The organism is Microvirga sp. M2, from assembly GCF_047497095.1.
Taxonomy (GTDB): Bacteria; Pseudomonadota; Alphaproteobacteria; order Rhizobiales; family Beijerinckiaceae; genus Microvirga.
In genome coordinates, this window is record NZ_CP134063.1 from 2,030,934 (window position 1) to 2,046,248 (window position 15,315).

General features: G+C 63.8%; 14 protein-coding genes. 11 read left to right on the forward strand and 3 right to left on the reverse strand.

Translation table 11 applies throughout. The features are described 5' to 3' along the window. The first annotated feature begins 62 nt into the window (after positions 1-62). The 4 genes from RE429_RS09635 to sigJ all read left to right on the forward strand — a co-directional run bounded on the left by RE429_RS09635 (position 63) and on the right by sigJ (position 2,821). Positions 63-677 carry a LysE family translocator gene (locus RE429_RS09635; protein WP_414474054.1) on the forward strand — a complete coding sequence of 205 codons (615 nt, stop codon included), beginning with the start codon at positions 63-65 and terminating at the stop codon, positions 675-677. A 365-nt stretch (positions 678-1,042) separates the two neighbouring features. Further along, a complete protein-coding gene (locus RE429_RS09640) occupies positions 1,043-1,219 on the forward strand; it encodes a hypothetical protein (protein ID WP_414474055.1) in 177 nt (58 codons plus the stop codon). A gap of 382 nt (positions 1,220-1,601) precedes the next feature. Beyond that, complete coding sequence (locus tag RE429_RS09645; protein WP_414474056.1) at positions 1,602-1,916, forward strand: putative quinol monooxygenase; 315 nt, start codon at positions 1,602-1,604, stop codon at positions 1,914-1,916. Positions 1,917-1,933: 17 nt separating this feature from the next. Beyond that, entirely contained in the window at positions 1,934-2,821 is an 888-nt protein-coding gene (sigJ, locus tag RE429_RS09650) for an RNA polymerase sigma factor SigJ (protein ID WP_414474057.1), read from the forward strand. 99 nt (positions 2,822-2,920) lie between these two features. Here sigJ and RE429_RS09655 read toward each other — a convergent pair whose 3' ends face one another. Further along, complete coding sequence (locus RE429_RS09655) at positions 2,921-3,325, reverse strand: VOC family protein (protein ID WP_414474058.1); 405 nt, start codon at positions 3,323-3,325, stop codon at positions 2,921-2,923. Between the two features lie 41 nt (positions 3,326-3,366). After that, positions 3,367-4,536: an MFS transporter gene (locus RE429_RS09660; protein ID WP_414474059.1), complete on the reverse strand. Its 1,170-nt coding sequence runs from the start codon at positions 4,534-4,536 to the stop codon at positions 3,367-3,369. Positions 4,537-5,548: 1,012 nt separating this feature from the next. Here RE429_RS09660 and RE429_RS09665 point away from each other — a divergent pair. Beyond that, entirely contained in the window at positions 5,549-8,854 is a 3,306-nt protein-coding gene (locus RE429_RS09665) for an autotransporter domain-containing protein (protein ID WP_414474060.1), read from the forward strand. A 505-nt stretch (positions 8,855-9,359) separates the two neighbouring features. On the opposite strand, the gene RE429_RS09670 is transcribed toward RE429_RS09665, so the two are convergent. Then, positions 9,360-10,319: a hypothetical protein gene (locus RE429_RS09670; RefSeq protein WP_414474061.1), complete on the reverse strand. Its 960-nt coding sequence runs from the start codon at positions 10,317-10,319 to the stop codon at positions 9,360-9,362. Between the two features lie 505 nt (positions 10,320-10,824). Here RE429_RS09670 and RE429_RS09675 point away from each other — a divergent pair. The 6 genes from RE429_RS09675 (at position 10,825) to RE429_RS09700 (ending at position 15,283) form a co-directional block, all read left to right on the forward strand. Continuing rightward, positions 10,825-11,586: a GntR family transcriptional regulator gene (locus tag RE429_RS09675; protein ID WP_414474062.1), complete on the forward strand. Its 762-nt coding sequence runs from the start codon at positions 10,825-10,827 to the stop codon at positions 11,584-11,586. Positions 11,587-11,725: 139 nt separating this feature from the next. Next, positions 11,726-12,472, forward strand: coding sequence for an alpha/beta fold hydrolase (locus tag RE429_RS09680; RefSeq protein ID WP_414474063.1), 747 nt, complete (start codon positions 11,726-11,728; stop codon positions 12,470-12,472). 5 nt (positions 12,473-12,477) lie between these two features. Then, positions 12,478-12,828 (forward strand): extradiol ring-cleavage dioxygenase, encoded by a 351-nt coding sequence (locus RE429_RS09685; RefSeq protein WP_414474064.1) that lies wholly within the window; start codon positions 12,478-12,480, stop codon positions 12,826-12,828. A gap of 2 nt (positions 12,829-12,830) precedes the next feature. After that, complete coding sequence (locus RE429_RS09690) at positions 12,831-13,697, forward strand: class III extradiol dioxygenase family protein (RefSeq protein WP_414474065.1); 867 nt, start codon at positions 12,831-12,833, stop codon at positions 13,695-13,697. Positions 13,698-13,701: 4 nt separating this feature from the next. Then, on the forward strand, positions 13,702-14,031 hold the full coding sequence (locus RE429_RS09695) for a YciI family protein (protein ID WP_414474066.1): 330 nt from the start codon (positions 13,702-13,704) through the stop codon (positions 14,029-14,031). Positions 14,032-14,095: 64 nt separating this feature from the next. Then, positions 14,096-15,283, forward strand: a complete 1,188-nt coding sequence (locus RE429_RS09700) for an ABC transporter substrate-binding protein (RefSeq protein ID WP_414474067.1) — start codon at positions 14,096-14,098, stop codon at positions 15,281-15,283. Positions 15,284-15,315 lie beyond the last annotated feature (32 nt).

The window sequence follows — 15,315 nt, forward strand, 5'->3', positions numbered from 1 at the left end:
TATCGCACTCCGCGCCGCGATGATAAAAGCGCGCCGATCATCGCGGCGGTAGAGAGTGTCTCATGCCTGAAGGGCTTCAACTTCTGACGATTGCGGGCGTCTTCCTCCTGAGCGCGATGAGCCCGGGCCCGAATTTCGCCATCGTGACCTCGACCGCGATGAGCGTGTCCCGTCGCGCGGGTGTTCTCGCAGGCCTGGGGCTCGCCGCCGCGTCCCTGACATGGGCGCTCCTGGCCGTTGCGGGGATCGGCATCATCCTGACGCAGGTTCCCTGGATCCATGCCGCCGTGACGATCGCCGGAGCCGTCTATCTGATCTGGCTGGGGATCAAGATGGCGCTCGGCGCGCGCAAGCCGTTGCCGGCAGTCGGCGGCGGCGGGATCAAAGGCGCGACCGCGTTCCGGAAGGCCTATCTGGTCAGCATGACCAACCCCAAGTCGGTCGCGTTCTACGGCAGCGTCTTCACCGTCATGGTGCCGGTCCATGCGCCGTCCTGGTTCTCCATCGCGGTCCTGACGATCGCAGGCTTCGTGTCGTCGGCCTGGTATTGCGGCCTGGCGCTTCTGTTCTCGCACGGATCCGCCCGGCGCATCTTCGCGAAAGCGAAGACGGGAATCGAAGCCACGATGGGCGTAGTCCTGGTCGCCATGGGCGGCAGGCTGCTCTTCAGCCGGTAGGACCGGAACCGGGCCCTGAACGGCTTTCGCGAGGCCGTGAACCGGGGCACCTCCGACGGCATCGTGTAGAGGGTACCAAAGGATGGCTCAGGCAGATCCTTAAGTGTTTGTGTCTCCTGAGCTTCAATTTCGAGTTTGCCTCAGACTTTTCCCGAAGGGACCCATTGGTCTGCCTCACCCTCATAAGTGTTGATCTCTTTGTCTGGTTGGGAGGATAGAGCGGACGTTTGGAGCAGCCTTGTATCCTTCTGGAGTTGACCCGGAGCGGCCCTTCCGATGGAAGTGTTGCCGCACGGAATAGGACTTTACCTAACGCCTTGGTCCATCCATGCTGCCGCCTCCGGACGAGCTACCGAAGGCTTTCCGTGCAGCGCCACCTTGCATCCGTCCTTGCCCTCGGGGCCATCATTGGGCTCATGACCGGTTCCGCGCAGGCAACGGAAGGAGGCGCCAGCCTCTACCTGCCTGGTCTTCGCGGGCCTCTGGCGGGCATCGTGCCGCCGCCAGGGTTCTACTTCAGCAACGACTTCCTGGCCTATTAGGGCGAACTCAGCGGCGGTCGCCGGATCCAGATTGGCGGCGTAGTCCTTGCCGACGTGGAGGTCGAGATCCGGGCGGACTTCCTCACCGCCACCTGGGTTTTTTCCTTGGATGCCCTTGATGGCCGCATGGCAATTGGCGCCTGCCTGCCGCTGGGCGTGCCCCGCGTGAGCGCTGGCCTCCTGATCGAGGCGCCGCGTCTGGGGCGCACCTTCCTTTCCGCCATTTGGTAGCAAACGCCACCAGCTGACTGCTGGCTCGCTCCAAAGGCGAGAATTTTTCGGACAGGCGTCACAACCATGCACGCTTGCTCGTCTTAGGGGCAGATGGCCGCGGCCGAGCCGTAGGACATCTCACCATTGATCAAGACAACTGGAGGTTCCGATGAACAAGGCCGCTCTTCTCATTACCCACAGGACCCTTCCCGGAAAACGTGACGAGGTTCGTCAGGTCTGGGAGAAGCACCTTATGCCCAACATTGCCAGCAACCCGGGACATGAGGCCTACTTCTATTGTTACGACGACAGGGATCCCGATGTGATCCTCGCCTTTCAGCAGTACAGGGATCGCGTCGCACCGCAGGACTTCGTCAAGGCTCCGTGGTATGCCGCCTACATCGCGGAGGTGACCCCGCTGATTGCCGGAGAGCCGGAGGTCCGCGCCATCACCCCGGTGTGGATGAAGGGCGGATCGAACTGACGCTGGGAGGCGCTGCGATGCTGGACCGCGATGATATTCTCGCCTTCGAGCACTCGAGGTCCAGGCTCCTGGGGCCGGCCTATCGCATCCTCGGCTCCTGGGCCGATGCCGAGGATGCCGTTCAGGACACTTTCCTGAAGTGGCAGGGGACCGACCGGGGCCCGGTCGAGAACCCGGCATCCTGGCTGACAACCGCCTGCACCCGGCGCTGCATCGATATGCTACGAGCTCCCAACAGGGCCAGGGTCGACTATGTCGGCCCCTGGCTGCCAGAGCCGATCCAGACCGCTACCAGTGGGTTGCCGGAGGACGGGCTTTCGCTCGCCTCCACGCTCTCGACCGCCTTCCTGCTGATGCTGGAGCGGCTCACGCCCAAGGAGCGGGCGGCCTACCTGCTCCATGACATCTTCGAGAGACCCTATTCCGAGATCGCGCAGACGCTCGGCTTACAGGAGAGCGCCTGTCGCAAGCTCGTCTCGCGAGCCCGCGAGAACATTGCCCAGTCCAGGGTCAGGCATCTCACTCCGGTTGCTCGGCAGGAGGAACTGCTTGCTGCCTTCGAGGCTGCCATCAGCAGCGGCAGTGCCGATCCTCTTGCAGCCATGCTGTCGGACGAGATCGAGCTCAGTGCCGACAGCGGCGGAAAGGTTCCGACCATCCAGCAGATCCTGCAAGGAAAGGACGCGGTGCTCGCATTCCTCGCCCAGGTCCGCCAATGGTGGAGCACCTATGACTGGGTGGCCGCGGAGATCAATGGCGGCCGGAGCATCATTTTGCGGAAGGATGGCGTGACACAGGCTTCGATCTCCTTTGCCTATGACGAGTGTGGCGCCGTTACCCGGATCTACATCATGCGCAATCCCGACAAGCTCTCCCGGTTGTACGATGCGCGGACGTTCGAATGAGATAAGCTGATGGCAGCAAGGGCTATTGCGCAGAAATGTCAGTCGAGTCGACGCCACGTCCCGCGATTTCCGTTCTAGGAGATCCGGTCTTCTGAACCCTCAGTCCGGGCCATCTGTGAATTGAACGAGATCCCATAGATTGCCGTACAGATCCTCGAACACGGCGACGGTGCCGTAGGGAGCCTGCTTTGGCTCGCGAACGAACTTGATGCCCTGCTCAACCATCGCAGCATAGTCCCTCTGAAAGTCATCGGTCCGTAGGAACAGGAAAACGCGGCCGCCAGCCTGGTTGCCGATGAATGTCTCCTGGTGGGAAGTGGAGGCGCGGGCCAGAAGCAAGGACGTCGCTCCGTCGCCTTGGGGGCGAACGACAACCCAACGCTTGTCCTGCTCCGGCTGGTATGTGTCCTCGACCAGCGCGAACCCCAGCTTATTCACGTAAAAATCGATGGCCTCATCGTAATCGCGGACCACGAGGGCAATATGCGCGATGCTCTGCTTCAAACCGATCTCCTGTGTCGGATCCATGGCGCACCATAAGGCTGTCAGCTCGCCTCAGGCATTCTGGGCAGCAGCAGAAGCAAGCCGACGGACAAGGCATGGATCGCTAAGGTCACTATACCAAGGGGCCACAAACCCTGGTGAACGAAAGGCGCGGCGATGATCGCGCCAAAACTGGTCATGGCCAGGATGAAGAAAACGATCAGAGCCGAGCCGCGGGCGCTGTTGGCGCCGGACGCAACGATCCCGCGGTAGAACCCGAGTGGCCCGCGAAGTCCCAGACCCACGTTCATCGGCAGGAACAAGGCGGGAAGCAGTGTGCTGTCGTTCCCGCCAGCAAGCGCATAGGCCAGGATCGTGACGGCGCTTGCCAGGGCCATGGCCGTCCCGACGAGGATGATACGCTCGGTGCCCCACCGCTCGGCGAATCGCGACGTCAGATTGGCGGCAACGATGAAGCCGAGGACACCGCATACCTGCATGGCAATGAAGTGATCGAGGGTGCCCCCCATGGTCCCGACGATCACGGCCGGAGCCCCAAAGACGAAAACGACCAGACCGGCCAGTGTCATGGCCTGGGACAGCGCATACCGCATGAACACCGGGTCCAGAAGGAGCGCACGATAGCTGCCCTGTGCACCAGCCGCTTTCGGCTGCTGCGGCAGTCCCAGCACGAAAATCAGCGCAGCCGCGACCATCGCCACCACTCCAACAAGCTCGAACGAGCTTTGCCAACCGTACCTGGCGAGGAGCATGACGCCGAGGATGGGCGCGAGAGCAGGAACGAGGGATTCGACGCTGCCGAGTAAGCCAATGGCACGAACCCCGGCCTTCTCGCTGAAGATCTGTCTGATGATGGTGGGTCCGAAGACGGGTGCGGCCGCCGATGCGGTTCCCTGAACGAAGCGCAGCACGACCAAGGTCCATATGTCCGGTGAGAGGGCGCACGTCACCGATGAGATGGCAAAAACAACGAGCGAGGACACGAGCAAGGTTCGCAGGGACACGCGATCGGCCAGAGTCCCGAAGAGCAAGAGGCCCACCGCCGTGCCGGCGACATAGGAGGCCAGAACGAGCTGAGCGGTTGCTTGGTTGGTCGCAAAGATCGCTGGCAGCGCCGGCACGGCCGGCAGGATGAGGTCGGTTCCTGCCAGGGACAGGACCGCGCAGAGCATCAGCAGGGTGAAGATGACACCACGACGGGAGCCGGTCACGGGACCTGCCTGCCGATCTCGAGAAGATGCGAGCATGATTGAAACGGTCTTTGATGTCTGGAGGGCCGCTTGTCGTATCGTCTCCGGGCGGGAGAGGACGGCCTGGCCGAGTCCCGCTGTTATCCGGAGACGCACATAGGGAGCTCGCCCGCCGGGCGGCCGGCGAACGGAACATTAGCCGCAGCAATGTTCTGCATCGAAGACATTGGGATTAAATACCACGCTCCAGGTACAGGGACAAGCCGCCTGACTTTCTTGTGCTGGCGCCATCCCGCAATCAACCGCGTGTGGCCAAGACCGACTGTTCGAGCGCATGAAGAGCCCACCAGATCGCGACGGGTATCCCTGAGATGGGTCTTTGAAAGAGAAAGGTCCGGTAGTGGCACATCTGCGAAGTAGACCGAATGTCCGTGAAAGGCGGGCATACCGGACATTCATGGAAGATCGGCAATTTCCCTGCGTGACCCAGCTTGTGTAAATACGCGAACGGGTCCGGTCGCCACGAACTATTTGTACAATCTCGCCCGCGTACGCCGAGGAGTTTCCGGTTTGCTGGATGTCGCAAGACATAAAGTTGCTTCAGCGACTGACCTGTCAGCGATTCTACACGACCAAGACCCGTTTCAGACCTTCCTGAGTGCTCGTGCACGCCGCCCCAGGCTCAAGTCCGATAAGGGATCGGCACAGGCTGTCTGATCGGATGTCGACCTGTCGTGCGAGCAGCCGAGAATCAGAACCGCATGCTGATGCGAAGCACTGGCCCGTGCCGACGCATGTTGACCTCATAGCACCGCCGTTCCTCGTCCGGGATGTTATCGATGATGAGGGCCAGACTTAGGCCCGAACGTCGGACAAGCGCAGTGTCAGTGCGGTCGTTCAGCTCGCCGATGGCCATGCTCTATAAGAAAATCAGCCTAATGTCCGGAGTGTAGTCGACTTCTAGGTATCATCTCTTATAGTGCGCGCGCACTCCAGGCCGCTCACATGCGCCTCGACACCCATAGGAGGCCTCATGAGCCAGTCTTTTCATTACCTTGTTGAGCCCGGTCTAAAGCTCTCGACACTGAGATTTTGGCCTAAGGGGCCATCCTCCCGTCTGACTGCCTTGCTGGCCTCGGCCTCGACGGCCACGCTGGTTCTTCTGATCGGAATGCCCCAATCCGTTACGGCCCAGGCAGCCAACGAGGTGATCCAGGGACCAACTCCTGTCACGGTGCCAGGAACGCATTCCCCTCCGTGGGATATTGGCAAGCCTCTCATGGTTGGCAACACGCAAGATGGTACCCTGATCATTGAGGCCGGAGGCAAGGTCACCGGCACCACAGCTCGTCTCGGCTCTGACAACAACGTCACCGGCACGGTAATCGTGAGGGATCTCAATTCGGAATGGACCAACACCGGAACGCTCAACATCGGTGTTGGCGGCTGGACTACTGCGGGCGGCATCGGGTTTCTGAACATCCTGAACCAGGGGACCGTCAGCAACGCTAACGGCCAGATCGGTGTCGAGGGCCTCGCGAAGGGCACCGTGACCGTAAGCGACCCAGGCTCGAAATGGACCAATACCCATCTCGTCGTTGGCTATTTTGGCACCGGCATCCTGAACATTGAGAATGGCGGGCAGGTCGAGAGTAGCACAAGCGAGATTGGTAGCATCATCGGCTCGTCGGGCACGGTGACGGTCAGCGGCTCCGGCTCGCAATGGACCAACACCAGCTATCTTGTCGTCGGCAGTGCCTACGATCCCGGTGAAACAGACCATACGGGCGGCACCGGCAGCCTGACGATCGCGGATGGCGGAACCGTGAATGCCGAGACGACATGGGTGGCGCTGTATGCATCCGCCCAGGGGACCGTGACCCTCAGCGGCACCGATGGTGCCCGCGGCATGCTGACGACCGGCAGGATCCGGAAGGGTGTTGGCAGTGCCCGGCTCGATCTCGATGGCGGCATCCTGCGGGCGACGGCCGACCAGGCCGATTACCTTGCCGGCTTCGCACCCGGGGACGTGGTGATTGGCCATGGCGGCGCCTTCGTCGACAGCAACGGTTACAGCATCGGTGTGGCGTCGGCCCTCGGCGGGGCGGGCGGCCTAACCAAGATGGGGGCGGGGATCCTGACGCTCTCCGGCACCAACACGTATACCGGCGGCACTTCACTGAGTGGCGGCGTCCTGGCGGTTTCGGCCGATGCCAATCTCGGCCATACCGCAGGTCCGTTGAACTTCGACGGCGGCACGCTTCGGTTCGGTTCGGCCTTCAACCTGGCCGCGACTCGCGCGATTGTCCTCAACTCTGGCGGCGGCACATTTGACACGAACGGCTTCGACAGCACGATCAGCCAGAACATCACCGGCGATGGCAGTCTCACCAAGGCCGGTGCCGGCGCTCTGACGCTCTCCGGGACCAACACCTACACCGGTGGTACGCGGGTGAGTGGGGGAACCCTGGTCATCGGCGCTCCCGATGCGCTGCCGAGCGGCCCCGTCACGTTCGGGGGCGGTGTCCTCCGGTTCGCCTATACGGGGTCGCTCGACCGCCCCATCACCGTCGGGTCGGGCGGCTTTACCGCCGATACGAGCGGCAATACCCAGACCATGTCCGCGCCGCTCACGGGCAGCGGTCCGTTCACCAAGTCTGGTTCCGGCAGCCTGAACCTTACTGGCAACAGCCCATTGACCGGGCCGACCTCGGTTCAGGCCGGACGCCTTGCGGTGAATGGCTCGCTGGCGGACTCGATCGTCACTGTTCAGACCGGCGCGACTTTGGGCGGCAACGGCACGATCGGCGGCCTCATCGTTCAAAACGGCGGTTTTGCGGCTCCCGGCAACTCGATCGGCCGGCTGAGCGTCGCAGGAAACGTGCGCTTCACGTCGGGCTCGGTCTACGAGGTTGAGGTGAATGCCGCCGGTCAGGCCGACAGGATCGATGCATCCGGCGCGGCAACGCTCGGGGGCGGGACGGTCCAGGTGCTTGCCGAGCAGGGCATCTATCTGCCGCAGACGACATACACGATCCTCTCGGCTGGCGGAGGGGTTTCGGGACGGTTTGCGGCCGTCACCTCCAATTTGGCCTTTTTGACGCCGACACTGGACTACGGCAATAGAGACGTCACCTTGACGCTTGCGCGCAGCACCGACCCTGCCCGGGAGCCAAGCGCCTTCAACACGGCGGCGATCACCGCCAATCAATTCCGCACTGCCGATGCGGTCGAAGCCCTGGGCGAGGGCAACCGGGTCTTCGACACGGTGCTGGGCCAGAGTGTGGCAGGGGCTCGGCAAGCCTTCGATGCCCTGTCGGGTGAGGCGCATGCCTCTGCGGTCACTGTCGCCATGGACGATGTCGGGATAGTTCGCGACACCATCCTGAGCCGCCTGCGCCAGCCTTGGGCGCCCCTCCCGCAAGACAACGTGACGGCAGCCTATGCCGCCGATCGGCCGGATCAACGGCTCCAGCCGGCGGTGTCATCTCCGGCGCTCGATCCCTACGGCTTCACCTTCTGGGGCACGGGGTTTGGCTCGTGGGGCAAGGTCCGCTCCAACGGCAATGCGGCCGGGCTGGACACCTCCACAGGCGGCTTCATTCTCGGGGCTGAGACGCGGATCGATGAGACCTATCGCATCGGTGTTGCGGGCGGCTTCATGAGCACGTCCTTCGATATCGACGGCCGCCTGTCCTCGGGTGCGAACGAGAGCGTGTTCGGCTCTCTCTATGGCGCTGCTCAGTGGGACGCGATCAATGTCCGCCTCGGTATGCTCTATGCCCATCACGACGTGGACGTGAACCGCACGATCAGCTTCCCGGGTTTCAGCGACCGGGCGAGCGCCTCTTACGACGGCTCGACCCTGATGGCCTTCGGCGAGGTCGGCTATGCGCTCGATCTCGGCCGGGTGAAGCTGGAGCCGTTCGTCGGCGCCTCCGTGATGCGCGTGCACATGGATGACTTCCGCGAGGGCGGTGGTCCCGCCGCGCTGGCTGGCTACGGCCACAGCTATGAGCTCGGCACCACTACGCTCGGCATCCGCGCGGAGACGCAGCTCGGCACGGATTTGCCGCTGACGGTGCGCGGCCTGATGGGTTGGCGGCATGCCTTTGGCGACGTGAACCCAGCGGCGCTGCTGGCATTCTTGGAGGGAGTGTCGGCCTTTGAGGTGTCCGGCATTCCGATCGACCGGAATGCCTTTGTGGCCGAGGCCGGCCTCGATTGGCAGATCAGCCCGGACATGACGTTGGGCGTGTCCTATGCTGGGCAGATGGGCTCACGGGCACAAGAGCATGCGGTGAAGGGCAACTTTACCTGGCGCTTCGCGACCCGGTGAGGCGCATCTCGGCAGGCTTGCTCGTGACGGCAAGCAGCCAATCCAAGGGCGCGGCCCATGGCTCAGCCCTTGGACTTTCATCCCTCGTGCAGCACCAGCGCCAGATCGGGAAGGTCTCTTTCCGGCACATTCCGGAAGTACGGCGAGCGTCCGCATCGAGGCTGAGAACGGACAAAGCTCCATGGGCTGACACATGAAAAGGCCGCCCGGGTGGGCGGCCTCTGGGTTCAATCCGTTCGCCGAGGTTTCGATCCGATTTTCGAAGGACCTCGTCTCGCGCTTCAGTGGGTGAGGCAGACTGATCCGCGCATTGAGGAAGCACTTTGCCGAATTGCGGCTATCCTGTGCGAGCGTCCACACTTCGCCAAGTCGTCAGCTCTGCCCAGCGGCGGCGTCCCTGCGGAAACGGCATCTCTCGCAGGCGCGCTCCTCCCAAGAAGAAAGCGTCAGCATCAATCCCCAAAGTGCAAGTCCACTTTTCGCGTCCGATGCTAGAGGGCTTTTCTCACCGGATGGCGTCCTCCAGCAGCGCATAGCGCACCGTGACCGTGCTCAGCGAACGGTAGAACTTGATCAGATTGTTCCAAGGACGGTCGAGGCGGGTCATTCCCGTCAGAGCGGCCACGACGATTCCGACATCGGCCTCGCCCCGAAGCACGAGCCAGCCTCCCAGCACGAGCGTGCCCACGATGCCGAGTGCGGTCAGCGACCTGAGCGCAGCCTTCGAGGAGAGCTTGAGGATGTGGATCCGGCGACGGGTAGCGAACACGCTGTCGAAGACGTCCTGGATCGCCGCCTCCGGCGAGGCCTCGTTCCCATCGACCGTTCGGTCCGCCGCCGTTCGCAGAAGTTCCAGGCGCTTTCTCACGAGGGCGTTGACCGGCCCCTGGACGGTCGCAACGATAGCGACTTGCGGCAAGGCGAGCGCGACGATGAAGACGCCGAGGAGCGGCTCGCTGGCCGTGATGTAGCCGAGAATGCTGACGAGGGTCCCGACTTCCAGGAGCGGCGTCGTGATCGCCTCGCCGACGAAGAGGCCGACGCTTTCGGCTTCCGCGGTGAGCATGCTGACGACGGTCCCATCGGCCGGGCGACTCGGATCGTCTGCCCGGCGCTTGCGGTCATGGACGGTCAGGATGCGGCCGCGGATGCGACGGACGAGCGTTTCGCCCAGGATGGCACTCCGGTATTGCAGCCACAGCTTGAGTGCGATCGTGAGCAGCGATACCGCCGCATAGGCGGCGCCAAGCCAAAGCACCTGCTGCCGTGAGGTCCCGTACGCCAATCCGTTGATGATCTTCTGCTGGAAGAAGAGGGGAGCGGCGGCCAAGACAGCGATTGCAAGCGAGAGGCCGATGAGCAGGAACTGAGCCTGTTTCGTCTGCCGCCAGATCTGCCGATAGAGCCAGCGCCATCGCGCCGTCAGCCCTCCGCCTTCATCCGGACCAGGATCCGACCAAGGCATTGCTCGCTCTCCGTATCGGCGTGACGGACCTTGAACCGGTCTGCGCAGCGTCGCCCGACGGCGTCAGCATCGCTGGCGATCAAGGCGCATGTATGGGCTGCCGCATGACGAATATCGGCGCCGCCCGAAGTCTTCGGCCGGCCCTCCCTTATTTTGCTTTCCAGGTTCCTCGAGCCTGCCGAAGGAGTGCTTGGAGCTGTTCCCCTGACATGGACTCGGCTCAATTCTTTGCTCTGCCCTGTCGCATTTTTGGACGGCGAACCGGATCCACCGTGCCGGAAAAGGCTCTCATTCCATTAGGCTCGCATCGGGATCCCAAACTCCAGGAATGCCATGAGGACCCTGTGTGAAAGTCCCGAATTGCTCGGAAATCTGCGACTAAAGTAGCCTCGCGGTTCGCTTTGGGATCCCAAATCCCGATGTTAGGATCCTTTTCGGAATGAGGGGGAAGATCCTCGGTTTCGGCCGCTGCCGCGACGAGGGTCGCCACACGGGATCGCCAGCCATGAAGCAGCAAACCCTCGTGATGCTCAGGATCCGCGAGATGATCCTCCAGGGCGAATTGAAGCCCGGCGAGCGCGTGCCCGAAGCCGTGATCGCGGAGCGCCTCGGAATCTCGCGCACGCCCGTCCGGCAGGCTCTTCCGGCCCTGGCTCAGGAGGGGCTGCTGGTCGCCGGAGGAGCGCGCGGCTATGTCGTCCGGGGCTTCACGGCGCAGGAGATCCTCGATGCGATCGAGGTCCGGGCCGCCCTCGAAGGATTCGCCGCGCGGGCGATTGCCGAGAGGGGCCCCACGCGGGCTCTGCTCAGGGCCTTCCGGGCGTGCCTCGACGAAGGGGACGCGATCTTCGAAAAGCGCCGCCTGACGGAAGACGACGAGCTTCAGTACGGCCGGATGAACGGGACCTTTCACGCGCTCATCCTCGAAGGGGCGGAGAAAGCCATCGTGTCGGATCTCGCCGCCCGGTGCCAGCTTGTGCCGTTTACGTCCCCGTCGGCCATCGCCTTCGACAAGGCCGAACTGGGCCGGATGTTCGAGGTGCTGTTCTATGCCCATCGCCAGCACCACGCGATCGTCGACGCCATCGAGCAGGGAGACGGCTGGCGCGTCGATTTCCTCCTGAAGGAGCACGCCAACCCGCAAAAGCAAAGCATGAATCTGCCCGAGTGGCGCCTGTCCGCCGGCTCCCGGCTCGCCGATCCGGTCGGCTCCGAGGGCGCGCAAGCCTCGCAGACGGCGATCGCGAAACTCGTTCCCAATTACTAGAGCATCGAGCGCAAAAGTGGGCACCGGTTTTGCGTGAAAAGATGCTCCAAACCAGAGACTGACAGCATCGGATGCGGGTTCGATTTCACACCCGATGCTGTAGCGGTCCGACAACGGAAGGCGACCACGGCACGTCATCATGAGCGAGAGACCCAAGATCATTCTGCTGCCCGGCCTTCTCTGCGACGCCTCGATGTGGAGCGCGCAGCTCCGGGCGCTCGAGCCGCACGCGGATGTCTTCGTGGCCGACGTCTCGCGGCACGATTCCATCGACAGCATGGCCCGCTCGGCGCTTGCGCTGACCGAGGGCCCCGTCGCCGTCATCGGCCATTCCATGGGCGCGCGGGTCGCCATGGAGATGGCGCGCCTCGCGCCTGAACGGATCGCGCGGCTCGCCCTGATCGACACGGGCATCCATCCGCGGCGCGAAGGCGAGGAGGCGAACCGGCAGGTCCTCGTCGACCTGGCCTTCGCGGAGGGAATGGAGGCGTTGGCCGAGCGCTGGCTGCCGCCGATGGTCCACGAGGCGCGCATCGGCGACAGGGCCCTGATGGAGCCTTTGAAGGCCATGGTCATGCGCGCCACGCCCGAGCAGCACCAGCGTCAGATCCGGGCGCTTCTGAACCGCCCGGATGCGCGGCCCCATCTCTCCGCGATCGCCTGTCCGACCCTGGTCATGGTGGGGCGCCAGGATCGCTGGAGCCCGCTGGCGCAGCACGAGGACATGGCCGCCGTGATCCCGAATGCCGAACTCGTCGTCATCGAGGACAGCGGTCACATGAGTCTGGCCGAGCAGCCCGGGCAGGTATCGGACGCCCTCCTGCGCTGGCTCGGATTCGAGAACGGGACGGCGGGCGCGCAAGACGCCTTGCAGCAAGGACGATGAAAGCCATGGCGGACGAAGCCGACGACGATCGCATTCCGGAGACTCCGCTGTTCGACCGCAAGCGGTCTCTGGGCGGGTACCGGATCAACAAGATGGCGATGGGCCTGAGCCGGCCCGAGAACCGGGAGGCGTTCCGGCAGGACGAGAGCGCCTATCTCGACCGCTTCGGTCTGACGCCCGTGGAGAAGGAGGCCGTCATGACCCGCAACTGGCGCGAGATGGTGCGGCTCGGCGGTAACCTCTTCTTCATCCTGAAGATCTCCGCGGTCGACCCGGTCCGCATCACCGAGATCGGCGCTCATCAGGCCGGGATGGATCACGACGATTTCCTGCGCAACCGTTTGGGAAAGAAATAGCCATGGCAAAGCTCATCGGCGGCCTGGGGACGTCGCACGTTCCCTCGATTGGCGCGGCGCTCGACAAGGGCCTGCGGGATACGCCGGACTGGAAGCCGTTCTTCGACGGCTACGGTCCGGGACAGGAATGGGTGAAGAACCAGCGGCCCGACGTGGCGGTCGTGATCTTCAACGATCACGGCAATTCCTTCTTCCTCGACAAGGTGCCGACCTTCGCGGTCGGATGCGCGGACGAGTACCGTCCCGTCGACGAGGGATGGGGCCCCCGCGCCATCCCGCCCTTCAAGGGCGCGGTCGATTTCTCCTGGCACTTCATCGACACCCTGGTCGAGAACCGCTTCGATCCGATGATCTGCCAGGAGATCGAGGTCGATCACGGCATCCAGGTGCCGATGGAGCTGTTCTGGGGCCGGCCGGCCGAGTGGCCCGTGCGCGTGGTGCCGATCTTCGTCAACGTGATCCAGTACCCCATTCCGCTCCCGAGCCGCTGCTACGAGATGGGCCGCGTGCTGCGCACGGCGATCGAGAGCTACCCGAGCGACGAGCGCTTCGTCGTTCTCGGCACCGGCGGCCTGTCCCACCAGCTCCAGGGCGCGCGGGCCGGGTTCGTCAATCCGCAGGCGGATCAGGCCTTCCTGAACGACATCGCCACAGACCCCGACAGGCTCGCGGCCATGTCGCGCGAGCAATATGTCGAGATGTTCGGCAGCGAGGGCGCGGAGCTCATGATGTGGCTCGTCATGCGCGGCGCGATGGACCGGGACGTGGTGGTCCGCCACAAGCATTATTTCGTGCCCGCCTCCATGACGGGAGCCGGAATGATCGTCATGGAAAACAGGGCGACGGCCGCTTCGGCCGAAGCGGCGTGACGTCATGTACTGGCTCATGATCTGCCGCCACAAGCCCGGCATGACCGAACTGCGCGAACAGCACCGCGAGGCCCATCGCCAGCACGTGGCGACGGGCGGGGGAGGGCTCGCCAGGGTGCTGACCGGGAGCGCGTTGACTCAGGACGATGCCGAGACCCCGCTCGGGAATTTCGGCATCCTGGAGGCGCCCTCGCGCGAGGCGGCCCAGGCTTTCGCGGAGAACGACCCGTTCGCCCGCGCCGGGCTCGTCGAGTCCATCGAGATCACGGCCCTGGCATCACGCTTCCAGGCCCATCGGATCGATCCCATGACGCGAGATTTCACGCCACGATAAGGATCGGGAACAGGAAACCGGGCCGATCGAGAGCCCGGGTCCGACAATCACCAGGAGGAAACACATGAAGAGACGGATCATTCTCAAGGCGGGCGCAGCCGCGCTGGCGCTCTCGCTCGCTCCCACGCTGGCCCCCACGCAGGCCTTGGCCCAGGAGGTGGTGAAGATCGGCCTGATCCTGCCGATGACGGGGCCCTTCGCATCGACCGGCCGGCAGATCGAGGCCGCCGTGAAACTCTACATGCAGCAGAACGGCGATACGGTCGCGGGCAAGAAGGTCCAGCTCATCGTCAAGGACGACACGGGCGTGGCCGACGTGACCAAGCGCCTCGCGCAGGAGCTGATCGTCAACGACAGGATCGCCGTCATGGCCGGTTTCGGCCTCACCCCGCTGGCGCTCGCGGCCGCGCCGCTCGCGACCCAGGGCAAGGTGCCGGAAGTGGTGATGGCGGCCGCGACATCGATCATTCCCGAGCAGTCGCCCTATGTGGTTCGCACCAGCTTCACGGCCGCGCAGGTGACCGTTCCTCTCGCGGATTGGGCCGCGAAGGAAGGCATCAAGAAGGTCGTCACCATCGTGTCCGATTACGGTCCGGGCATCGACGTCGAAAAGGCGTTCACCGAGACCTTCACGAAAGCGGGCGGCCAGGTGGAGAACCTGCGCGTGCCGCTGGCCAATCCCGACTTCTCGCCCTTCCTGCAGAAGGTCGCCGATGCCAAGCCCGACGCGCTCCTGGCCTTCGTGCCCTCCGGCGTCGGCGCGCAGTTCATGAAGCAATATGTCGAGCGCGGCCTCGACAGGAGCGGCATCCGGTTCCTGGCGGAGGGCAGCGTCACCGACGACGATCTGCTCAACAGCATCGGGGACGTGGCCGCGGGCGCGGTGACGTCGCACCATTATTCGACGGCGCATGACAGCCCGGAGAACAAGGCTTTCGTGGAGGCCTTCAGGAAGGCCAACAACGGCATGCGGCCGAACTTCATGGCGGTGGGCGGCTATGACGGCATGCACCTGATCTACGAGGGCCTGAAGAAGACCGGCGGGGCCGGCGGCGAAGCGCTGATCGGCGCCATGAAGGGCCTGAGCTGGACGAGCCCGCGCGGCCCGGTCGCGATCGATCCGCAGACCCGCGACATCGTCCAGAACGTCTATGTGCGCAAGGTCGAGCGGGTCAACGGAGAGCTTTACAACGTCGAGTTCGCCACCATCCCGAACGTCAAGGACCCGGTGAAGGCCGCCAAGTCCAATTGATCGATGTCCAACTGACGGACGTCCAACTGACG